Source organism: Mycolicibacterium anyangense (assembly GCF_010731855.1).
Lineage (GTDB): Bacteria > Actinomycetota > Actinomycetes > Mycobacteriales > Mycobacteriaceae > Mycobacterium > Mycobacterium anyangense.
The window spans coordinates 702,571-723,002 of the sequence record NZ_AP022620.1 but is presented as its reverse complement, the minus strand read 5'-3'; the positions used below and the strand labels follow the sequence as shown (position 1 = coordinate 723,002).

At 67.8% G+C, this 20,432-nt stretch carries 21 protein-coding genes and 1 pseudogene; 8 read left to right on the top strand and 14 right to left on the bottom strand.

The window, feature by feature from the left end; translation table 11 throughout:
* Positions 1–20 precede the first annotated feature (20 nt).
* Complete coding sequence (locus G6N35_RS03375; RefSeq protein ID WP_407664502.1) at positions 21–638, bottom strand: Rv2732c family membrane protein; 618 nt, start codon at positions 636–638, stop codon at positions 21–23.
* A complete protein-coding gene (gene miaB / locus G6N35_RS03370) occupies positions 635–2,170 on the bottom strand; it encodes a tRNA (N6-isopentenyl adenosine(37)-C2)-methylthiotransferase MiaB (protein ID WP_163802962.1) in 1,536 nt (511 codons plus the stop codon). Before miaB ends, G6N35_RS03375 begins: the two co-directional genes overlap by 4 nt.
* A 110-nt stretch (positions 2,171–2,280) precedes the next feature.
* Here miaB and G6N35_RS03365 point away from each other — a divergent pair, with 110 nt between their 5' ends.
* The 5 genes and pseudogenes from G6N35_RS03365 to G6N35_RS03350 all read left to right on the top strand — a co-directional run bounded on the left by G6N35_RS03365 (position 2,281) and on the right by G6N35_RS03350 (position 7,516).
* Positions 2,281–3,009, top strand: coding sequence for an amino acid ABC transporter ATP-binding protein (locus G6N35_RS03365; RefSeq protein ID WP_163807446.1), 729 nt, complete (start codon positions 2,281–2,283; stop codon positions 3,007–3,009).
* 17 nt (positions 3,010–3,026) lie between these two features.
* Positions 3,027–3,824, top strand: a pseudogene (locus G6N35_RS27205) (glutamate ABC transporter substrate-binding protein); the annotation flags it as partial.
* A 33-nt stretch (positions 3,825–3,857) separates the two neighbouring features.
* Complete coding sequence (locus tag G6N35_RS27200) at positions 3,858–4,532, top strand: amino acid ABC transporter permease (protein ID WP_246224543.1); 675 nt, start codon at positions 3,858–3,860, stop codon at positions 4,530–4,532.
* A gap of 40 nt (positions 4,533–4,572) precedes the next feature.
* Entirely contained in the window at positions 4,573–5,460 is an 888-nt protein-coding gene (locus G6N35_RS03355) for an amino acid ABC transporter permease (protein WP_163802960.1), read from the top strand.
* Between the two features lie 43 nt (positions 5,461–5,503).
* Positions 5,504–7,516, top strand: a complete 2,013-nt coding sequence (locus tag G6N35_RS03350; protein ID WP_163802959.1) for a 4-alpha-glucanotransferase — start codon at positions 5,504–5,506, stop codon at positions 7,514–7,516.
* Positions 7,517–7,555: 39 nt separating this feature from the next.
* Here G6N35_RS03350 and G6N35_RS03345 read toward each other — a convergent pair whose 3' ends face one another.
* The 7 genes from G6N35_RS03345 to G6N35_RS03315 all read right to left on the bottom strand — a co-directional run bounded on the left by G6N35_RS03345 (position 7,556) and on the right by G6N35_RS03315 (position 13,532).
* The gene (locus G6N35_RS03345) at positions 7,556–8,866 is read right to left on the bottom strand and encodes an alpha/beta fold hydrolase (protein ID WP_163802958.1); all 1,311 of its coding nucleotides are present in this window, start codon (positions 8,864–8,866) and stop codon (positions 7,556–7,558) included.
* 32 nt (positions 8,867–8,898) lie between these two features.
* The gene (locus tag G6N35_RS03340) at positions 8,899–9,723 is read right to left on the bottom strand and encodes an LLM class F420-dependent oxidoreductase (RefSeq protein ID WP_163802957.1); all 825 of its coding nucleotides are present in this window, start codon (positions 9,721–9,723) and stop codon (positions 8,899–8,901) included.
* Between the two features lie 66 nt (positions 9,724–9,789).
* The gene (gene recX, locus G6N35_RS03335) at positions 9,790–10,308 is read right to left on the bottom strand and encodes a recombination regulator RecX (RefSeq protein ID WP_163802956.1); all 519 of its coding nucleotides are present in this window, start codon (positions 10,306–10,308) and stop codon (positions 9,790–9,792) included.
* Entirely contained in the window at positions 10,277–11,332 is a 1,056-nt protein-coding gene (gene recA, locus G6N35_RS03330) for a recombinase RecA (RefSeq protein WP_163802955.1), read from the bottom strand. The genes recX and recA overlap by 32 nt, the downstream gene beginning before the upstream one ends.
* A gap of 143 nt (positions 11,333–11,475) precedes the next feature.
* Positions 11,476–12,165, bottom strand: coding sequence for an alpha/beta fold hydrolase (locus G6N35_RS03325; RefSeq protein ID WP_163802954.1), 690 nt, complete (start codon positions 12,163–12,165; stop codon positions 11,476–11,478).
* Positions 12,162–12,356 carry a DUF3046 domain-containing protein gene (locus G6N35_RS03320; RefSeq protein ID WP_163802953.1) on the bottom strand — a complete coding sequence of 65 codons (195 nt, stop codon included), beginning with the start codon at positions 12,354–12,356 and terminating at the stop codon, positions 12,162–12,164. The genes G6N35_RS03325 and G6N35_RS03320 overlap by 4 nt, the downstream gene beginning before the upstream one ends.
* Positions 12,357–12,365: 9 nt before the next feature.
* A complete protein-coding gene (locus G6N35_RS03315) occupies positions 12,366–13,532 on the bottom strand; it encodes a glycosyltransferase (protein ID WP_163802952.1) in 1,167 nt (388 codons plus the stop codon).
* 41 nt (positions 13,533–13,573) lie between these two features.
* Between G6N35_RS03315 and G6N35_RS03310 the strand changes: the two genes are divergently transcribed.
* The gene (locus G6N35_RS03310; protein ID WP_163802951.1) at positions 13,574–14,017 is read left to right on the top strand and encodes a limonene-1,2-epoxide hydrolase family protein; all 444 of its coding nucleotides are present in this window, start codon (positions 13,574–13,576) and stop codon (positions 14,015–14,017) included.
* Positions 14,018–14,033: 16 nt separating this feature from the next.
* Here G6N35_RS03310 and pspM read toward each other — a convergent pair whose 3' ends face one another.
* The 4 genes from pspM to pgsA all read right to left on the bottom strand — a co-directional run bounded on the left by pspM (position 14,034) and on the right by pgsA (position 16,870).
* Positions 14,034–14,864 carry a phage shock envelope stress response protein PspM gene (gene pspM, locus G6N35_RS03305; protein WP_163802950.1) on the bottom strand — a complete coding sequence of 277 codons (831 nt, stop codon included), beginning with the start codon at positions 14,862–14,864 and terminating at the stop codon, positions 14,034–14,036.
* Between the two features lie 15 nt (positions 14,865–14,879).
* A complete protein-coding gene (pspA, locus tag G6N35_RS03300; protein ID WP_163802949.1) occupies positions 14,880–15,692 on the bottom strand; it encodes a phage shock protein PspA in 813 nt (270 codons plus the stop codon).
* A 103-nt stretch (positions 15,693–15,795) separates the two neighbouring features.
* Positions 15,796–16,128, bottom strand: a complete 333-nt coding sequence (gene clgR / locus G6N35_RS03295; protein ID WP_163807445.1) for a transcriptional regulator ClgR — start codon at positions 16,126–16,128, stop codon at positions 15,796–15,798.
* A gap of 136 nt (positions 16,129–16,264) precedes the next feature.
* A complete protein-coding gene (pgsA, locus tag G6N35_RS03290) occupies positions 16,265–16,870 on the bottom strand; it encodes a CDP-diacylglycerol--glycerol-3-phosphate 3-phosphatidyltransferase (RefSeq protein ID WP_163802948.1) in 606 nt (201 codons plus the stop codon).
* Positions 16,871–16,925: 55 nt separating this feature from the next.
* Between pgsA and G6N35_RS03285 the strand changes: the two genes are divergently transcribed.
* Both G6N35_RS03285 and G6N35_RS03280 read left to right on the top strand, forming a co-directional pair.
* Complete coding sequence (locus G6N35_RS03285) at positions 16,926–17,450, top strand: amino-acid N-acetyltransferase (RefSeq protein WP_170313110.1); 525 nt, start codon at positions 16,926–16,928, stop codon at positions 17,448–17,450.
* 15 nt (positions 17,451–17,465) lie between these two features.
* Positions 17,466–17,714 (top strand): hypothetical protein, encoded by a 249-nt coding sequence (locus tag G6N35_RS03280; protein ID WP_163802947.1) that lies wholly within the window; start codon positions 17,466–17,468, stop codon positions 17,712–17,714.
* Positions 17,715–17,717: 3 nt separating this feature from the next.
* Here G6N35_RS03280 and G6N35_RS03275 read toward each other — a convergent pair whose 3' ends face one another.
* The gene (locus tag G6N35_RS03275) at positions 17,718–20,243 is read right to left on the bottom strand and encodes an FtsK/SpoIIIE family DNA translocase (RefSeq protein ID WP_163802946.1); all 2,526 of its coding nucleotides are present in this window, start codon (positions 20,241–20,243) and stop codon (positions 17,718–17,720) included.
* Between the last annotated feature and the right edge of the window lie 189 nt (positions 20,244–20,432).

Here is a 20,432-nt window from a genome sequence, read left to right as displayed (position 1 = left end):
AACGTCGGTTTCGGCGGTGGTTAGGAGGCCCCGTCGGTGGGCTCCACGGGCGGGGGTGTCTGCTCACCGTGTTCCCGGCGGTCGACCTCCTCGAGCAATGTCCGGGACTGGCGCTCGGAGGCCTCGCGGCGACGCTGCTCCTCGGCGGCCAGCTGGACCGCGGTGCGGGTCCAGACCACCCGCGCCCAGTGGAAAGTCAGCAGGATCACCGTGATCCAGCCCAGGATCAGACCGATACCGGGACCCGGGTGACCGAAGGCGGTCTGGCGCGACCACACCGCGAGCATGCCCAGGGCGCTGGCCAGCCCGCAGCCCGCCAGCGCCACCCAGGCCAACGCCCAACGCCGGGTGAGCAGCGCCAGCATCGAGAAGCCGACACCGAAAACCAGTGCGAGCCAACTGAATATCCGCGACGGAAGGGCGATCCCCGCCCGGATGGCCACGTCGTCGCCGGCGAGCACGTCCACGCCGCGGGCACCGCCGGTGTGCGGCAGGATCAGCGACACCAACAACACGAAGACCAGGATCGCCACCACCATGGCGCGCGCGCCGGGCTGGATCTCACCGGCCACCTTGCGCTCGGCCGCCTCGATCTCGGCGCGGTAGGACTCCCATCCGTCGTTCTCCGGGCGATTCATTGGCCACATCCCGTCGGTTCGACCGTGACCGGCCTACCCACTGTCGGCAGACCCAATCCGGTGGTGCGGGGCCGCTGCCCCGCCGCGTGCGCGTCACCCGCACGGGTGCGCCGATAGTCGAGCACCGGCGCGTCGGCGATCAGGTGGTGCGGGGCCGCGCCGGTGACGGTGGTGGTGAGGACGTCACCGGGGCGCACCTCGGTGTCGCCCGGGGTGAAGTGCACCAGCCGGCCGTCGCGCGCCCGTCCGCTCATCCGGGCGGTGCTGGCGTCCTTGCGGCCCTCACCGGTGGCGACCAGAAGCTCGACCTGGGTGCCGATAAGCGCGGCGTTCTCCTCCCAGGAGATCTGCTCCTGCACTTCCAGGAGACGCAGATATCGTTCCTGCACAACCTCTTTGGGCAGCTGTCCGTCGAGTTCGGCGGCCGGGGTGCCGGGCCGCTTGGAATACTGGAAGGTGAACGCCGCCGAGAACCGGGCCGCGCGCACGACGTCAAGGGTGGCCTCGAAGTCCGCGTCGGTTTCCCCTGGGAACCCGACGATGATGTCGGTGGTGATGGCCGCGTTCGGCATGGCCGCGCGGACCCGGTCGATGATGCCGAGGTACTTCTCGGCGCGGTACGAGCGGCGCATCGCCCGCAGCACCCGGTCGGAGCCGGACTGCAGCGGCATGTGCAGGGCGGGACACACGTTGGGTGTCTGTGCCATGGCTTCGATGACGTCGTCGGTGAACTCGGCCGGGTGCGGCGAGGTGAACCTGACCCGCTCGAGGCCGTCGATGTCACCGCAGCTGCGTAGCAGGGCGGCGAAGGCGCCGCGGTCGCGGGGCACGTCCTCATCGGCGAACGAGACGCCGTAGGCGTTCACGTTCTGCCCGAGCAAAGTGACTTCCAGCACGCCCTGGTCCACCAGGGAGCGCACCTCGGCAAGGATGTCGGCGGGCCGACGGTCCACTTCCCTGCCCCGCAACGCGGGCACGATGCAGAACGTGCAGGTGTTGTTGCAACCCACTGAGATGGAAACCCATGCGGCATAAGCAGATTCACGGGCAGCGGGCAGCGTCGAGGGGAATTCGCGCAGCGATTCGGCGATCTCGACCTGGGCCTCACGGTTGTGTCGGGCACGTTCGAGCAGGGCGGGCAGCGATCCGATGTTGTGGGTGCCGAAGACCACGTCGACCCAGGGCGCCTTCTTCAGCAGGTTCTCCCGGTCCTTCTGGGCCAGGCAACCGCCGACAGCGATCTGCATGTCGGGGTCGGACTGCTTACGCGGCGCCAGGTGGCTGATGTTGCCGTACAGCTTGTTGTCAGCGTTCTCCCGCACCGCGCAGGTGTTGAACACCACTACGTCGGCATCAGCGCCTTCGGCGGCCCGGCGGTATCCGGCAGCTTCGAGCAGGCCGGCCAGACGCTCGGAGTCGTGGACGTTCATCTGGCAGCCGTAGGTGCGCACCTGATAGGTGCGACCGGCCGCCGAGCGGGACGGATCGTCCGCGTCATGCCCCTGGGTCAGCACCGATGTCACGGACCTCATGGTACGGAGCAGGCCCGGGCACCGGGAAATCGCCCAATACCCCAACGCCCAGCGAACTGAGGGTTACCTGGGTATGGTCTGAACGCATGGGGCGCGACGGCGAGAAGCCGATGATCTCAATCAAGGGCGTCAATAAGCACTTCGGCGACCTGCACGTACTCAAAGACATTGATCTCGAAGTCGATCGCGGTCAGGTGGTGGTGGTGCTGGGCCCGTCCGGGTCAGGCAAGTCCACATTGTGCCGCACGATCAACCGGCTCGAGACCATCGATAGCGGCACCATCGCGATCGACGGCGAGCAACTCCCCGCTGAAGGGCGCAAGCTGGCCCAGCTGCGCTCGGATGTCGGCATGGTGTTCCAGTCGTTCAATCTATTCGCCCACAAGACGATCCTGGAGAACGTCACGTTGGCGCCGACGAAGGTGCGCAAGATCTCCAAGGAACAGGCCAGGGACCGAGCACTGGCGCTCCTGGAACGCGTCGGGGTGGCCAACCAGGCCGACAAATACCCTGCTCAGCTCTCCGGCGGTCAGCAGCAGCGGGTGGCGATCGCCCGGTCGCTGGCGATGGACCCGAAGGTGATCCTGTTCGACGAGCCGACCAGTGCTCTGGACCCTGAGATGGTCAACGAGGTACTGGCGGTGATGACCTCGCTGGCATCCGAGGGCATGACCATGGTCGTCGTCACCCATGAGATGGGCTTCGCCCGCCGGGCTGCGCACCGGGTGGTGTTCATGGCTGACGGGTCGATCGTCGAGGACGCCACCCCCGACGAGTTCTTCACCAGTCCGCGCTCGGACCGCGCCAAGGACTTCCTCGGCAAGATCCTCAACCACTAGCCGCGAGAGGCCACGACATGTCGGCACGCACTGTGCGCCTGCTGGTCATCGCGATGCTGGCGTTGGCTCTGCCCTTCGCCGCTGCGTGCGGGGGCAGCGAGAAGAAGGTCACCATCGGAACCAAGTTCGACCAGCCCGGCCTGGCGGTGAAGAAGCCGGACGGGACCATGGCCGGTTTCGACGTCGACGTGGCCACCTACGTGGCCGGCCAGCTCGGCTTCAAGCCCGACGAGATCGAGTGGAAGGAGGCGCCGTCCGGGCAGCGCGAGACGCTGATCCAGAACGGCCAGGTGGACTACATCGTGGCCACCTATTCGATCACCGACGCCCGCAAGCAGAAGGTGGACTTCGCCGGGCCCTATCTGATCACCGGGCAGAGCCTGCTGGTGCGCGCCGACAACACCGACATCACCGGGGCGGAGTCGCTGCAGAACGGCAAGCGACTGTGCTCGGTGTCGGGATCGACACCCGCACAACGGATCAAGGACAAGTACCCGGGTGTGCAGCTGCAGCAGTACGACACCTACTCGGCCTGCATCGAGGCACTGCGTAACGGCGCCATCGACGCGGTGAGCACCGACGAGGTGATCCTGGCCGGGTTCGCCGCGCAGTTCCCCGCCGCATTCAAGATCATCGGCAAGCCGTTCTCCACCGAGCGCTACGGTATCGGCCTGCGCAAGGGTGACAGCGAGTTGCGCCAGAAGATCAACGACGCCCTTGTGAAGATGCAGCGCGACGGCGACTGGAAGGCCGCGTTCGACAAGAACCTGGGTCCGGCCGGTATCACCGCACCGCCTCCCCCGCCGCTGGATACCGGCACGTCGGCCGGTCCGGCGCAGGGCCAACAGATCTGGAGCAAGTACAGCGGCCAGATCTTCCGGGCATTCTGGACCACCATCCAGCTGACAGTGTTCGCCGCGATCGGCGCGCTGATCCTGGGGACGATCCTGGCCGCGATGCGGCTGTCACCGGTGCCGATGCTGAACTGGCTGGGCACCGCCTACGTCAACGTGGTGCGCAACACCCCGCTGACGCTGATCATCCTGTTCTGCTCGTTCGGGCTGGCCCAGACGCTGGGGATCACGCTGGCCGACCCGAAGTCGCCGACCTCGATCGCGGACAGCAACTTTCGGCTCGCCGTGCTCGGGTTGACGGTCTACACCGCGTCGTTCGTGTGCGAGACCATCCGCTCCGGGGTCAACACCATCCCGCTGGGGCAGGCCGAGGCGGCCCGCTCACTGGGCCTGACGTTCGGCCAGAACATGCGGATGGTGTTGCTGCCCCAGGCTTTCCGGGCGGTGATCGTCCCGTTGGGGTCGGTGCTGATCGCGTTGACCAAGAACACCACCATCGCCTCGGCGATCGGGGTGGCCGAGGCGGCGCTGCTGATGAAGGAGATGATCGAGAACACCGCCGCGCTGCTGGCGGTCGGCAGCATTTTCGCCGTCGGGTTCCTGGTGCTGACGCTGCCGCTGGGTCTGCTGTTCGGCTGGCTGGGCAAGAGATGGGCGGTGGCACGATGATGATTCACAGTGGCGCTGCATCGATGAGAGGTGACCACCGATGAGCGGTTCAGTTCTCTTCGACGTGCCCGGGCCCCGCGCACTGGTCCGTAACCGGACGATCTCCGCGGTCACCCTGATCCTGATCGCCCTCGCGGTGTGGGCGGTCATCGCCAAACTGGCCGGCAAGGGACAGCTGACCGCCGCGAAATGGCATCCGTTCCTGACTGCCGATCTCTGGAAAACCTATGTGCTGCCCGGCATTCAGGGCACGTTGACGGCCGCCGCCCTGTCGATCGTGCTGGCCGGGATTGTGGGATTGTTGCTGGGCGTCGGCAGGTTGTCGCACATCGGTGCCCTGCGCCGGAGCTGTGCGGTAGTCGTCGAGTTCTTCCGCGCCATTCCGGTGCTGATCATGATGATCTTCGCCTACTTCCTCTATGCCCTCTACGACGTTTTCCCGTCCAAGCAGCTGGCACTGGCCGGCGTGGTCACCGGGCTGACGCTCTACAACGCCGCAGTGATCGCCGAGATCGTGCGTGCGGGGGTCAACGCGCTTCCCCGCGGGCAGTCCGAGGCGGCCGCCGCGTTGGGCTTGCGTCCGGGGCAGACCATGCGCTCCATCCTTCTGCCCCAAGCGATCACATCGATGCTTCCGGTTCTGGTGTCGCAATTGGTGGTGGTGCTCAAGGACACCGCCATCGGTTATCAGATCACTTTCGTCGAGATGGTTCGCCAAGGCACGGTGGTCGGATCGACCTACGGCAACTACCTGCCGGCGCTGATCGTCATCGCGGTCATCATGATCGCGGCGAATTTCGCCCTCTCGGCCGGGGCCACCCGCTTGGAGCGCCGGATGCGCCGCTCCAAGCGTGGGGCGACGCCGCTGGAGGCGCAGGCGTACGAAGGTGGTGGCGGGCCGGGCGCGCGGCTCGAGCCAGGCGACTGACGCGCGGGCGTGTCAACGGGAGCCGCTCGGGTATAGCAACCCGATGCGAGCCGAACCGAAACCGCTACCCGACGACCTGCGTCGGCTGGCCGCCGCCCATGGTGTGGCCACCTCCTACCGCAACGAGCGGCGTGAGCCGGTCGAGGTGGACGCCGAGATCGTGATCCGGGTGCTGGGACTGCTCGATGTCGACGCCGGGACCGAGGCCGCCCGTCACACCGCGTTGGCGGAGTGCAACGCCACGAGCCGCAGCGGGGCGCTGCCGCCGACGATCGCCGTGCGCGTCGACGGCCGGGCACGGCCGCTGCCCGGCGCCGTGCTGTTGGTGGGTGAGGACGGCAGCGAAACCGCGGTGCGCGAGGAGACTCCCGCCGGGCTCGCGGCGGGCTGGTACGACGTGCATACCCGAGACGGCAGTCAGAGCACCCTGGTGGCGGCTCCCGCCCAGGTGCCGCCGACGCCGGCGACCTGGGGGTGGATGCTTCAGCTCTACGCGCTGCGATCGGGATCATCTTGGGGTATCGGGGATTTCGGTGATCTGCGGGAGTTCGTCGAGTGGACCGCCGCCGAACATGGGGCGGGCGCGGTGCTGCTGAACCCGCTGCATGCGCCCGGACCCACCCATCCGGTGCAGCCTTCGCCGTACACCCCGTCGAGTCGCCGATTCGCCAACCCGCTGGCGTTGCGCATCGAGGACCTCGACGCCTATCGACACGCTGCCCCGCGCACCCGGTCGGAGGTGGATGCCCTACTGGTGTCGGCGGCCACCCCCCGCATCGATCACGATCTCGTGTGGTCGGCCAAACGTGCGGCGCTGGAATTGCTGTGGCGGGAGGCGGGCAGACCCGACCCACTCGAGGGCACGACTGGCGATGACGGCCTGGCCAACTGGGCGACCTACTGCGCGCTCGCGGAACGCTACGGCGGCCGGTGGAGCCGGTGGCCCGTGGGGCTTCGTGATGTGCACGGGCCGGCGGTGGGCCGCGAGCGACGAGCACTGTCGCCGCGGATCGCCTTTCACGCCTGGGTGCAGCAGCAGTGCGCCGCGCAGTTGGCGGCCGTGCGCGACAGTGCGCGCCGGGCCGGGATGGCGCTCGGAGTACTGCACGACCTACCCGTGGGTGTCGACGCCGAAGGCGCCGACGCATGGGCGTTGGCCGACGTGCTGGCACCCGGCGTCAGCGTGGGCGCACCACCGGACAACTTCACTCCCCGCGGGCAGGACTGGGGCCTACCGCCGTGGCGCCCGGATCGGCTTGCCGCCACCGGCTACCGGGCTCTGCGGGAAATGCTGCGTGCCATCCTTTCTCACGCGGACGGTCTGCGGATCGACCATGTCGCGGGCCTGTGGCGGCTGTGGTGGATCCCACCCGGTGACAGCCCGGACCGGGGCACCTACGTGCACTATGACGCCGAGGTGATGCTGGCGGTGCTGTCGCTGGAGGCGCGCCGGGCCGGCGCGGTGGTGGTCGGTGAGGATTTGGGCACCGTCGAACCGGAGGTCACCGAGGCGCTGGCCGCCAACGGAATGCTCGGCTCTGCGGTCGCCTGGTTTGTGCGCGACGAGTCCCACCCGGAGCAACCCCTGTTGCCGTCGGCGAAGTGGCCGGCGCGGGCCGCGGCAAGCCTGTCCACACACGACCTTCCGACGGCGGCGGGATTCCTGGCCGGTGAACACGTGCGGGCCCGCGCCGAGTTGGGTCTTCTGGATGATGTTGCCGCCGAGGAGAAGTCGGCCGCCCGGGAGCGCGACGAGTGGGTGGCATTGCTGCGCTCGGAGGGACTGCTGTCGTCGCCGGATCCCGGGGACGCTGAGATCGTGGTCGGCATGCACCGATTCCTGGCGTCGACACCGAGCCGGCTGAAGCTGATCTCGCCCTATGACGTCATCGGCGAGCGTCGTCAGCCGAATCTGCCGGGCACCATCGACGAGTATCCGAACTGGCGTCAGCCGTTACCGGAGACCTTCGAGGAGTTGCGCGCCGATCCGCGGGTGGCCGAGATCGCGGCGCTGTTCGGCGCTCAACCGCAGGCCGCTGCATCCGGCGAGCAGTGAGCCGATCGCACGGTGGCTGGCGGCGAGCCCCCTGCGTGCTCAGCCGCCGGCCGGCCGGTTCCACGGATCTGCCGCCGATCGCCAGAGCGGTACCTCCATGGGCTGCCCGGTGATGAACTCCGCGATCAGCCGGGCGAACAATACGGGCTGGTCTTCGGTGATGCCGTGTCCGGCATTGCCGACGGGAACGAGGACTGCTCCAGGGATGGCATCGACGTAGCGCCGGGTGACCGACCAGTGGACGAAATCACATTGTGCCGCCATCACCAGTGCCGGCACATGCGCTTGCGCGAGGGCCGGTCGAGGGTCGGCAGTTGCCGCGAAGTCCGCGACGAGCATCTGATTGCTGTAGAAGCCCTGCAGGTTGTGATGAGCCGGGGTTCGAGGCGGCCCAGAACACGCGGTCGCGCCCCGACCGGTCAGGGCAACCGCCCGCATCCAGCTGTCGGCTTCCCGATCCGGCACGAAGGAGTGGGCTGCGTTGGGGTTGACCTCGAGCAGAATGCTCTGCAGCAGAGTTCGAGCTCGTCCCGTGAGCTGCTCGTACTCGCGGCGCTCCGCGGCGTCTCGTGCCGGCCAGGGTTCGCCGACGTCCTCCTTGAGCCCACCCCAGATGGTTCCGGGTGTGACAAAGACCGCCCGCTCGACGTGGTCAGGGTGACGCGCCAGGTATTGGGCGAGCAGCGAACCGCCCCAGGATCGGCCGATCAGGATCATCTTCTCACCGCCGATCAAGTGCCGTACTGCATCGAGATCGTCGACCGCGTGCTCGACGGTGTAGTGGGTGACGTCACTCAACCGGGAGGAACGTCCCGCTCCGAGTTGGTCGTAGGCGTAGACGTCGTAGCCTAGCGCGGCCAGTTCCGCACTGCCCGTTGGTAATCCCTCTCCTGGCGTCCCCGGACCACCGTGCAGAAACACGACGGGTGGACGCCTGCCGGGCATGGGAGCTGCCGATTGGTGGTAGTACGCGAGTCGGCCGTCGGGAACCGACCAGTAGTGAACTCCCGGCGGATCGGGCTCGACCGGCATCGAGGGGAATCGGTCCAAGATGGTGTAGTGAGCGATGGTCGCCGTGATCATCGCCAGGCCGACGCTGACTGCCACGGTCGATCGCCACGTGCCGGTGGACCGGAGAATCCTGCGAACCGCGAGCACGGCTACCACGCCGCTCGCCACGAGTGCAACGTAGCCGGCACCGAGGAAGACCCACGGCACGTCGATGAGACGGGCCGAAAGGAGCACAACGACAAGGCCGAGCACGACGGCAAGCGCCACCCCGGTCACGACCACCGCGACCGCCATCGCCACCCGCATCGCAGTACGCCCCGATCGAGCGCCTACTGCCACTGACATTTCTCCCTGTCTGCTGCGCGGCCGCGTCAGCGAAGTGCGGCGCAGCGTGCCAGCAATTCGGCATCGGGCGGTTGGTAGAAGCTCAGCACCGCGTGTTGGCAGCCCAGATCTTCGTACTGCGCCAGCAGATCAAGTTGGCCGCTGACCTGTTCGGGTTCGCGCGGGTGCAGGAACAGCTGCACCCCTCTGCTGACGGCGGCGGGATCGCGGCCGACCTCGGCGCAGGCCGCGTCGAGCCGGGCGTTGGCCTCGCCCCACTCCCGCGGACCCTGATGGCTGGGCATGTTCCACTCGTCGGCATGCCGGGCGATCACGCGCAGCATCTTCGGACCCGACCCGCCGACGACGATCGGCGGGTGTGGCCGCTGAATCGGTTTCGGTTCGCAGATCGCGTCGGTCAGTGTGTAGAAGCGGCCCGCGAAGGTCACGGACTCCTCGGTCCACAGCCGGCGGATCACGGTCAGGGCCTCATCGAGCATCGCGACGCGCGTTCCGGCACTGGGGAATTCGATGCCGTATCCGCGATGCTCCGCCTCATGCCAGCCCGCACCGATACCGAAATCCAGCCGTCCGCCGCTGATGTGATCGACGGTGACGGCCATCTTGGCCAGGATCGCGGGGTTGCGGTAGGTCACCCCGGTCACCATGCAGCCCACCCGTGCCCGTCGCGTCACAGCGGCCATCGCTGCCAGCGTGGTCCAGCCCTCGTGGGTGGGCTTGGTGTTGTCGACCAGGCCGTAGAAGTGGTCGTAGTTCCACACCGCCTCGAAACCGAGATCGTCGGCGGCACGCCAGAACTGCTCGAGCTGCGGGTAGTCGAATGTGGGCGCCAGCTTGGCCGAGATTCGCATGCCCGAAGCCTACGGCGGGCGGCATCGACGCGGTCAGGTGCTGCCAGGTAATTGCGGCCGACGGTGTCAGACCCGGCGGCGTTCCCGCTCTGCGGCCAGTCCGTCGCTGACCACCGCGACCGCCAAGCTCTGGCTGTAGCCACGCCGGGCCAGCATGCCGACCAGTCTGCGCATCACCTTGGTGTCGTCGGTGTCGGCCAGCGCCTCGCGGCGCAGTTTGCGCTCCACCAACTCCTCGGCCAGCCGCCGCTCGGCTCCGGCGTCGATATCGTCAAGGGCGGCCGCGATCACGTCGTCATCGACACCTTTGGTTCGCAGCTCAGCAGCTAACGCGCGCTTGCCTTTTCCGCCCCGCGCTCGCCGGGACCGCACCCACTGTTCGGCGAAGTCGGCATCGTCGATCAGCCCGACCGCGGCCAACCGGTCGAGTACCGATTCGGCGACCTCGTCGGGATAGCCACGCTTGTCGAGCTGACCGGCCAACTCCGAGCGAGTTCTTGACCGCACGGTGAGCAGGCGCAGGCACACCGCGTGCGCCTGCTCAGCGCGCTTGTCAGAAGTCGACTGGGGCGGGCAGAACGTCATCGATGGCGAGATCGTCGGTCATCACCGCACCGATACCGAGCTTCTCTTTGATCTTCTTCTCGATCTCGTGGCCCACATCCGGGTTCTCCAGCAGGAACTTGCGGGCATTCTCCTTGCCCTGCCCCAACTGCTCACCCTCGTAGGTGAACCACGATCCGGACTTGCGGATAAAGCCGTGCTCGACACCCATGTCGATGAGCGAGCCCTCGCGGCTGATGCCCTGGCCGTAGAGGATGTCGAACTCGGCCTGCTTGAACGGCGGCGAGACCTTGTTCTTGACCACCTTGACGCGGGTGCGGTTGCCCACCGCGTCGGTGCCGTCCTTGAGCGTCTCGATCCGGCGCACGTCCAGCCGCACCGAAGCGTAGAACTTCAATGCCTTACCGCCGGTGGTGGTTTCGGGCGAACCGAACATCACGCCGATCTTCTCGCGCAGCTGGTTGATGAAGATGGCGGTGGTGCCCGAGTTGTTCAGCGCACCGGTCATCTTGCGCAGCGCCTGGCTCATCAGGCGGGCCTGCAGGCCGACGTGGCTGTCACCCATCTCACCCTCGATCTCGGCGCGCGGCACCAACGCTGCCACCGAGTCGATGACGATGAGGTCGATGGCGCCGGAACGCACCAGCATGTCGGCGATCTCGAGGGCCTGCTCACCGGTGTCGGGCTGGCTGACCAGCAGCGAGTCGGTGTCCACCCCGAGCTTCTGGGCGTAGTCAGGATCCAGCGCGTGCTCGGCGTCGATGAACGCCGCGATACCGCCGGCGGCCTGGGCGTTGGCCACCGCATGCAGCGCGACGGTGGTCTTACCCGAGGATTCCGGGCCGTAGATCTCGACGATGCGGCCGCGAGGCAGACCGCCGATGCCCAGCGCCACGTCCAGGGCGATGGAGCCGGTCGGGATGACCGAGATCGGCTGACGGACCTCGTCACCGAGACGCATCACCGAACCCTTGCCGTGGTTCTTCTCGATCTGTGCGATCGCGAGTTCGAGTGCCTTCTCGCGATCGGGGGCTTGCTGCGCCATGGTGTACCTCTCCGGTAGTCATTCGGTTTGACCGGGGTTCCGGCCGGTTGGGACTGACGCTAGGACAGGCCACCGACAAACTCGGTCGAACGTCACCACCATAACGAACAGATGTTCGAAAGCAAGCCGACGCGCCGGGCGTGTCAGAGCACCCCGTGTAAAACCTCGGCCAACTCCGATGGCCGGGAGTAGAACGGGGAATGGCCGCCCGGCAGCTCCACCACCGGTGCGTCAAGAATCTCCGCGGCTACCCGTCGTGACCAGGCCGGATCGACCATTCGGTCGGCCGCGCACACGACCGAGGTGGCCGGCACGGCCGGCAGCCGGTCATATGGGCAACGTTGCGTCATGGGCCGCACCGCCTGGGTCCGCAGTCTCGGGATCGCCGCCTCGACGACGTCGTCATCGCAGTCGGAATAGAAGACCTCTCGCGCCAGCTCGAGGTCCGCCCACCGGGTGCCGCCGCCCACCTTGGCCAGGCCGGCCCGGTAGCCCGGGTTGAGGATGCCCTGCTCCCGATCCAGTTCCGCACAGGTGCGGCCGGGTTCGGCGACCAGACCGCACAGGTACACCAGATGGCGCACCGGCCGGCGCTCGGCGATCCACGGGAACGCGAAGCTGCCCAGCGAGTGCCCGACGGCCACGACGTCCTCATCGCAGTCCTGCACGGCCGCGGCGAAGGTGGTCGCATGATCCTCGAACGTCGCCGCCGGATCGTCGAACCGGACGTCGACGGTGATCACCCGATGTCCGCGGCGCTCCAGCTCGGGGGTCAGCCGTTCCCAGCACCACGGCCCATGCCAGGCGCCGTGCACCAGCGCGAACGTGCTCACCACTGATCGCGCGGCACGTCGAAGTCCGCGCACAGCGCCCGCCAGACCTCGCGTGGTTCCACACCATCCTCGATGGCCTGCGCGGCGGTGCGCCCGCCCAACGTGGTCAGAACGTGGTCCACCACCATCGAGGCAGCACGAACTGAGCCGAACTGCGCTTCGACGAGGTCGTTGAATTCCGTCAGCCGCACGCCACCAACCTACCCAGCCAGCGATTCATGGCACACCCGTACCGGATCGGCGACGCCGATAATGCTCTCCCCCGCCCGTCTGGCCGCCTTCCGATAGCGCGGCGAGGACAGCACCTCAGTCACCTCGGCCACCAATGCCTCGGCGCTCACGGGCCGGATCAGCCGCGCACTGCCTTGGCGCACAACACGATTCGCCAGCTCCCATTGGTCGCCCCCGCCGGGAATCACCACCATCGGGACACCGGCCAGCAGCGTCTTGGACAACATGCCGTGCCCTCCCCCGCAGACCACCACATCGGCCTTGGCGAGCAACTCGTCCTGGCGACCCAGCCCGACGGCGGCCCACGGTGGCACGTCGAGGTCATCGCCACCCAACCGGGAGATCACCACCCGGGAGCCGGCGGGCAGGGTGTCGCCGGGTACCAGGTGCCGCAATGCCAGTTCCGCCACGCCCTCGGCCCCCGTGGTGGCTGTCGACGGCGCCACCACGACCAGCGGCCCCTCCCCGTCCGGGATCGGCAGCACCGCAGAGGTGGGCTCGAAATGCAACGGGCCGACGACGACCGCGCCGGCCGGCCAGTCCGGTCGCGGCACCTCGAGCGCGGGCAGGGTCGCGATGAGCCGGCGCAGCGGGCCGCGATCCTGAACGGGTAGCCCGATCCCGGCTCGTGCCGCGGTGCGTTGCCGCTCTCCCTCGCGCAGCGAGCGGGCCGTCAGTGCCCGCATGACGGCGTCTCGCATCCGGCCCCGCAGCCCGGTGCCGGGTGCCAGCCCGCTCCCGATCGGGGGCAGTCCTTTCGACGGCAGGTACAGCGGGTGCGGGCTGAGCTCGATCCACGGGATTCCCAGGAGTTCGGCAGCCAGCCCGCCGCACGCGGTGATGGCGTCAGAGACGATGAGATCGGGAGCCAGCCGGGTCAGGACGGCAACGTTGCGCTCGGCCATCCGCGCGGCCCGCTGATGGATCTTCGCGCCCGCATCGGCGTCGTCGTCATCCGCGGTGGCGTCCAGACCGGCTAGTTCGACGGCTGGGACACCGGCCGTGCGGGCCAGGTCGAGGCGTTCGGTTCCGGTGAGCAGGACGGGCTGGTCACCGGCGGCGGCGAACCGCAGACACAGGGCGATCGCGGGAAACACGTGGCCCGGATCCGGGCCGGCTACCACCGCAACGCGCATCGGCCTACCCTGCCACAGGCCGCGCGCCTACCCTGGCCTACATGACCGAGCAGAGCACGAACGTCAGCACCGACGTCGACAACGCCCATACCGTCGAGGTGTTTCTGACCGCACTTCAGGCCAAGGATCTCGACACCGCAGGCGCCCAGCTCGACGCGGATCTGGTCTACGAGAACGTCGGCTTCCCCACCATCCGCGGCCGGGCTCGCACCATGAAGTTGTTCCGGGGGATGCTGCGGCCCTCGCTGGGCTTCGAGGTGAAGTTCCACCGGATTGCCGTCAACGGGGCATCGGTGCTCACCGAACGCACCGACGTGTTGGTTGTTGGTCCGGTGCGCATGCAGTTCTGGGTGTGCGGGGTGTTCGAAGTGCACAACGGCCGAATCACGTTGTGGCGCGACTACTTCGATATGTTCGACTTCACCAAGGCGCTGGCTCGCGGCATTGTCGGCGCCGTTGTGCCGGCCCTGCGCCCGCGGTTGTGATTTCGGCGCGGGGGGGTCAAGCGCGGCGCAGCTGACCGAGTTCGTCGAAAGCCTGCGACCAGCCCAGCAGCCGGTCGGTGGCACCGGAGAGCTCGCTGCGGTAGCGCTGGGCCGACATCGGCGAGCTCGACAGTGAGCCGGAGTTGGCAGCTGACACCAATTGCGCTGCAGCAGTGACCATCTCGTTGTACTGACGCACCCCGGTGTTGAGCTGGGCGGTGAACGCGTTGATGGTCGGCGCCAGGTACTCGCGGGAGTTCGGGGTCTCGAGCGCCGCCCGTTCCATCGACACCACCTCAGCCGCGGTGGCCGCCATGGTGGCCGCGCTGTGGTTGGCCGCCGCGGTCAGGTCCCGGATCTCTTCTGGCGGCAGCATGTTTCCCCGCTCCAGAACCCCGAGCAGCGAATGCAGGCCACGCTCGGAGGCACCCAGGGCGTACATCGACGGACGCGCCGCCGAACCGTGTGGCGGCATCCGCTTGCCGCTGAGCTGACGCTGCGGCGGCAGCGGCTCGCCGCGCAGGAAGCGGTAGCGCAACAGGAACAGGGTGGCGGGCACGGCCGCACCGGCGGCGATCACGCCGGTGATGATCAGCCCCCACACCGGGGTGCTCCATGTCGCGAGCAGACCGGTGATGCACACCCAGAGCACCGTCGAGAACGAGAAGAACAGGCCCAGCCGCAACGCCCACCGCCGCTTGCGCAGCAGCCGGGCCCGGGGATCGGCGGCTGCGCTCAGGCGCTGTGCCGCCACGTCGACGTACTCGCTGGCGGTGTCGATCCCGCGCTGCAGTGCCGATCGCCACTGCCGCGAGAGAAACCCCGGCTTGTCGGGTGTGACCGCCATCGAGACGTTCGCCTCCTACTGTCCGAGGGGTTTTTCAGGTTCAGGCGTCGCGGCCGGGGTCGCCGGGGTGGCCGGAGCCGCGGCGGCACCACCAGACGGCAGCGCGTCACCACGCATGGAGGCACGGATCTGCTCGAGCCGCGAATGGCCCGCCATCTGGACGCTTGCCTGCTGAACCTCCAGCATCCGGCCCTGCACGGAATTCTGCGCCAGCTCGGCCTCGCCCATCGCGTTGGCGTAGCGGCGTTCGATCTTGTCGCGCACCTCGTCGAGGCTGGGGGTGTTGCCGGGGGCGGCGATCTCGCTCATCGACCGCAACGAGGCGCTGACCTGCTCCTGCATCTTGGCCTGCTCGAGCTGGCTGAGCAGCTTGGTGCGCTCGGCGATCTTCTGCTGCAGCATCATGGCGTTCTGCTCGACGGCCTTCTTGGCCTGGGCAGCGGCTTGCAGCGACTGGTCGTGCAGGGTCTTGAGGTCTTCGACGCTCTGCTCGGCGGTCACCAGCTGGGCCGCGAACGCCTCGGCGGCGTTGTTGTACTCGGTGGCCTTGGCGGCGTCACCTGCGGCGGTGGCCTGGTCGGCCAAGGTCAGCGCCTGACGCACGTTGACCTGCAGCTTCTCGATGTCAGCCAGCTGCCGGTTGAGCCGCATCTCCAACTGCCGCTGGTTACCGATCACCTGGGCGGCCTGCTGGGTCAGCGCCTGGTGGGTGCGTTGGGCCTCCTCGATGGCCTGCTGGATCTGCACCTTGGGATCGGCGTACTCGTCAACCTTGGAGTTGAAGAGCGCCATCAGGTACTTCCACGCCTTGACGAACGGATTGGCCATCAGTCCCGCCTTCGATTCGAGTGCCGCATTCGGTGATCGTTGCCCAATTTATCGGTTCACGACGTCCGACTACACCCCACGGGCATGTCGGCCGGTCGACGGATCAGGCAACAGCCATCGCGACGGGGTGCGGGATGACGACCTTGGTGGCCACGTCGATGACGGGTTCGTTGGGCACGGCGGTCAGGGTGGCGATGCGTTCCCGGACGGCCATCTTCTCGCCGGCGTCGGTCAAGACCCGCGACAGCGGCACGTCCAGGGCGGTGCAGATCGCGCTGAGCAGCTCGCTGGAGGCCTCCTTGCGGCCGCGCTCCACCTCGGACAGGTAGCCCAGGCTGACGCGAGCCGTATCGGACACCTCGCGCAGGGTGCGTCCCTGTGAGGTCCGGGCATCACGAAGCACGTCACCGATCACTTCGCGCAGCAGTAACGCCATCAGGCTGTCCTCCTCCATCAGTTGCAGCCATCAGTGAAACGTCAGGACCGCCCCAATTGGTTCCCAGGGTTGTCAGATCCGCCCGCCCTCATCCGAACGACGGGCGGTGAGCTGCGCAATCGCCGCCGCGGTGTCCTCACCGACCAGCGGATCGGGCCCGGGAGTCCTTCACCGCGGAGACGACGTAGTCGATGCCGGTGAGCACCGTCAGGACGATCGCCGCCCACATCACCACCCAGGCAACGGTCAGCCACGCCGGGGGCCAGCTGTGCAACGGCAGCACGAACAATCCGATCGCGACGGCCTGCACCAGCGTCTTGAGCTTGCCGCCGCGGCTGGCCGGGACCACACCGTGGCGCAGCACCGCGAAGCGCAGCAGCGTGATCCCGAGCTCACGGGCCAGGATCACGATGGTCACCCACCAGGGCAGGTCGCCAAGCATCGACAGCCCGACCAGTGCCGCGCCGATGAGCATCTTGTCGGCGATGGGGTCGGCCAGCTTGCCGAACTCGGTCACCATCCCGTAGGTGCGCGCCAGCGAACCGTCGAGCCGATCGGTGATCACGGCTACCGCAAAAATCGCGAATGCGGTTATCCGGCTGGCTGATTCGTGTCCGTCGCCGGAGAACAGAAACAGCAGGAAGATCGGGACCAGGACCAGCCGGATACCGGTCAGGAAGTTGGCGAGGTTGGCCACCCGCACACGCGGGCCCGCCGGACCGGTTTGGGGTTGTCCCGACACGGCAAACAGAATATCGGTTGGCAGTCGGGCCTCCCGCGCCCGATACTCTGCACCCGTGAACGAGAGCCCGGATCAGACCAGCGCCCCTGCTGTCGTCGTGCGCCGAGCCCGTACCTCGGATGTTCCCGATATCAAGCGTCTCGTCGACACCTATGCAGGCAAGATCCTGCTGGAGAAGAACCTGGTCACGCTCTACGAGGCGGTGCAGGAGTTCTGGGTGGCCGAGCTCGCCGGGGAGGTCGTGGGCTGCGGTGCGCTGCACGTGCTGTGGTCGGATCTGGGTGAGGTACGCACGGTCGCGGTCGACCCGAAGGTGAAGGGCACCGGCGTCGGGCACGCGGTCGTCCTGCGCCTGCTGCAGGTGGCGCGGGATCTGGAACTGCAGCGGCTGTTCGTGCTGACCTTCGAGACCGACTTCTTCGGACGGCATGGTTTCACCGAGATCGAGGGCACTCCGGTCACCGCCGAGGTCTACGAGGAGATGTGCCGTTCCTACGACATCGGTGTCGCCGAATTCCTGGACCTGAGCTACGTCAAGCCGAACACTCTGGGAAACACCAGGATGTTGCTGGTCCTCTGACCGCTACGGTGAGGTATGCCCGCGCGCTTCCTGATGGCCGTGCCGGCGTCGGTCCTGATGGCCGTCGCGGTGATCGCCTCCGCGCCTGCGACGGCCACCCCGCAGTGCCGGTACGGCGCCAACGTCACCGCGGACTGTCCCAGCGGTGGATGCCTCGAGGTGACTGACGCGCAGAACACCCCCTGTCTGGGGCCTGAGCTGGATCCGCTGCTCCCACCGGCGCCGCCGGTGCGGGTGGAACTGGGTGTCGGCGCCGGCGGCTAGGTGTCAGAAGTCGTCGTCGGAGTCGTCATCGCCGCCGTTGGCATCTGAGCCACCGCGGATCAGCATCAGCGTGCCTGCCAGCTCATCCGGCTTGACCAGAACCTCACGGGCCTTGGAACCCTCGGAGGGCCCGACGATGTTGCGGGTCTCCATCAGGTCCATCAGGCGGCCGGCCTTGGCGAAACCGACCCGCAGCTTGCGCTGCAGCATCGAGGTGGAGCCGAATTGGCTGGACACCACCAGTTCGACGGCCTGCAGGAAGACGTCCATGTCGTCGCCGATGTCGGGATCGACGTCGGAGCGCTCTCCTGATGCCTTGGCCGAGGTGACGCCCTCGGTGTACTCCGGCTCGGCCTGATCCTTGCAGGCCTGCACGACCGCTTGGATCTCCTCGTCGGTGATGTAGGCACCTTGCAGACGTTGGGGCTTGCTGGCCCCCATCGGCAGGAACAGGCCGTCGCCCATACCGATCAGCTTCTCCGCCCCCGGCTGGTCGAGGATGACGCGGCTGTCGGTCAGCGACGAGGTGGCGAACGCCAGGCGCGAGGGCACGTTGGTCTTGATCAGACCGGTGACCACGTCGACCGACGGACGCTGGGTGGCCAGCACCAGGTGAATGCCTGCGGCGCGGGCCTTCTGGGTGATCCGTACGATGGCGTCCTCGACGTCCCGCGGCGCGGTCATCATCAGGTCGGCAAGCTCGTCGACGATCGCGATGATGTACGGGTAGGGCTTGTACACCCGCTGGCTGCCCAGCGGTGTGGTGATCTCGCCGGAGCGGACCTTGGCGTTGAAGTCGTCGACGTGCCGTACCCGCGAGGCCTGCATGTCCTGGTAGCGCTGTTCCATCTCCTCGACCAACCAGGCCAGCGCGGCGGCGGCCTTCTTGGGCTGGGTGATGATCGGCGTGATCAGGTGCGGAATGCCTTCGTACGGCGTGAGTTCCACCATCTTGGGGTCGATGAGGATCATCCGCACTTCGTCGGGGGTGGCGCGGGCGAGCAGGGATACCAGCATCGAGTTGACGAAGCTGGACTTGCCCGAGCCCGTGGAACCGGCGACCAGTAGGTGCGGCATCTTGGCCAGGTTGGCCGAGATGAAATCGCCTTCGATGTCCTTGCCCAGCCCGATCACCAACGGGTGGTGATCGCGCCGGGTGGACGGTGCGGTGAGAACGTCGGCCAGCCGCACCATCTCACGGTCGGTGTTGGGCACCTCGATGCCGACCGCGGACTTGCCGGGGATCGGGGCGAGCATCCGCACACTCTCGGTGGCCACCGCGTAGGCGATATTGCGTTGCAGCGCAGTGATTTTCTCGACCTTGACGCCGGGGCCGAGTTCGACCTCGTAGCGGGTGACGGTCGGTCCCCTGGTGCAGCCGGTGACGGCGGCGTCGACCTTGAACTGCTGCAGCACCGAGGAGATGGCGTCTTCCATGTGCTCGTTGGCCGCGCTGCGCCGCTTGGGCGGGTCGCCGGCGACCAACAGGTCCAGCGACGGCAGGTGGTAGGGCCCTTCGACGACCCGGTCGACCACCTTCTCGATGACCTTGGTCTCCTGCTTGACCTCCGGCTTGGCGGCCGGCTTCTTGCGCACGGCCTTGGCCGCGGGCTCCGGGACCGTCGGCGACTCCTCCTCGAGCGGGTAGTTGTCGTACGGCGTGCCAACCGGTTTCGGCGTCCCCGGCCATGACGCGGCCTCGTCCTGGTAGGCACGGGGATCGTCGTAGTAGCCGTCCGAGAAGTCGTCGGGCTCGGCCTGCGCGGCCGGCTGCGGCTCCTCGTCCTCGTAGTACTCGTCGTCGTCGTAGCGCCCTCGGGTGCTGAACATCGCGTAGAGCGTCTCGGGCACCTCGCGAATCGTGGTGCCCGACAACAGCAGCACCCCGAACAGTGCGGCCATGATCAGCAGCGGCGCGGCGATCCACGCCGTCACCCCGTCGGCGAGCGGTCCGCCGATGGCGAACCCGATGAAACCACCGGCGCGCTGGCGGCCGGCGGGCTCCATCGGAGCGCCCGACCACATGTGCCACAGGCCCAGCACCGGCAGCGCGATCATCGCGACGCCGAGGATCAGCCGCGGCCGCGCCTCGGGGTTGGGTTCGGTGCGCATCAGCAGGACGGCGATCACTCCGAGCATCAGCGGCAGCAGGACCACCGCACCGCCGACGAAGGTCCGCAACACCGAGTCGATCCAGGCGCCGACCGGGCGGGCGGCGTCGAACCAGGAACTGGCGGCGATGACGACGGCGACGGCGATCAGCCCGAGGGCGATGCCGTCGCGGCGATGGTGCGGTTCGATGTCGCGGGCGCGGCCCACCGAGCGGGCGGTCGACCCGGCGCCCTTGGCCACCATCAGCCAGGTCGCGCGAGCGGCTCGGCCACCGGCGGCGGCCGCCGTGGCGACCGGCGAGGAGGTGCGCTTCTTGGCGGGAGGTTTGCGCCGGGGCGCGGCCGCCTTGGCTGGTCGCGCAGCAGCCTTTGACCTGGTCGTTCGCGCGCCAGAGCGAGCGGCCGTCTTATTCGCCATGGTCGCAAGACTAGTCGCATCTGCACCATCTGCACCATCCGCCACACTAATTTCAGGGCGGCTGTTGCCAAGCTGCGACCATCGGCGATTCCGGCGCGGTTGTCGGCGCTCAGCGACGGTAAACGCGCCGAAATCGCACGGAGGCGACCGCCCGGCACAGCAGATGGGAAGCGCGTCTAATGTAAGCGG

Coding starts and splice junctions, on each gene's coding strand:
- G6N35_RS03375 (WP_407664502.1), bottom strand. CDS start 638: ATGAATCGCCCGGAGAACGACGGATGGGAGTCCTACCGCGCCGAGATC.
- miaB (WP_163802962.1), bottom strand. CDS start 2,170: ATGAGGTCCGTGACATCGGTGCTGACCCAGGGGCATGACGCGGACGAT.
- G6N35_RS03365 (WP_163807446.1), top strand. CDS start 2,281: ATGATCTCAATCAAGGGCGTCAATAAGCACTTCGGCGACCTGCACGTA.
- G6N35_RS03355 (WP_163802960.1), top strand. CDS start 4,573: ATGAGCGGTTCAGTTCTCTTCGACGTGCCCGGGCCCCGCGCACTGGTC.
- G6N35_RS03350 (WP_163802959.1), top strand. CDS start 5,504: ATGCGAGCCGAACCGAAACCGCTACCCGACGACCTGCGTCGGCTGGCC.
- G6N35_RS03340 (WP_163802957.1), bottom strand. CDS start 9,723: ATGCGAATCTCGGCCAAGCTGGCGCCCACATTCGACTACCCGCAGCTC.
- recX (WP_163802956.1), bottom strand. CDS start 10,308: ATGACGTTCTGCCCGCCCCAGTCGACTTCTGACAAGCGCGCTGAGCAG.
- recA (WP_163802955.1), bottom strand. CDS start 11,332: ATGGCGCAGCAAGCCCCCGATCGCGAGAAGGCACTCGAACTCGCGATC.
- G6N35_RS03315 (WP_163802952.1), bottom strand. CDS start 13,532: ATGCGCGTTGCGGTGGTAGCCGGCCCGGATCCGGGCCACGTGTTTCCC.
- G6N35_RS03310 (WP_163802951.1), top strand. CDS start 13,574: ATGACCGAGCAGAGCACGAACGTCAGCACCGACGTCGACAACGCCCAT.
- pspM (WP_163802950.1), bottom strand. CDS start 14,864: ATGGCGGTCACACCCGACAAGCCGGGGTTTCTCTCGCGGCAGTGGCGA.
- pspA (WP_163802949.1), bottom strand. CDS start 15,692: ATGGCCAATCCGTTCGTCAAGGCGTGGAAGTACCTGATGGCGCTCTTC.
- clgR (WP_163807445.1), bottom strand. CDS start 16,128: ATGGCGTTACTGCTGCGCGAAGTGATCGGTGACGTGCTTCGTGATGCC.
- G6N35_RS03280 (WP_163802947.1), top strand. CDS start 17,466: ATGCCCGCGCGCTTCCTGATGGCCGTGCCGGCGTCGGTCCTGATGGCC.
- G6N35_RS03275 (WP_163802946.1), bottom strand. CDS start 20,243: ATGGCGAATAAGACGGCCGCTCGCTCTGGCGCGCGAACGACCAGGTCA.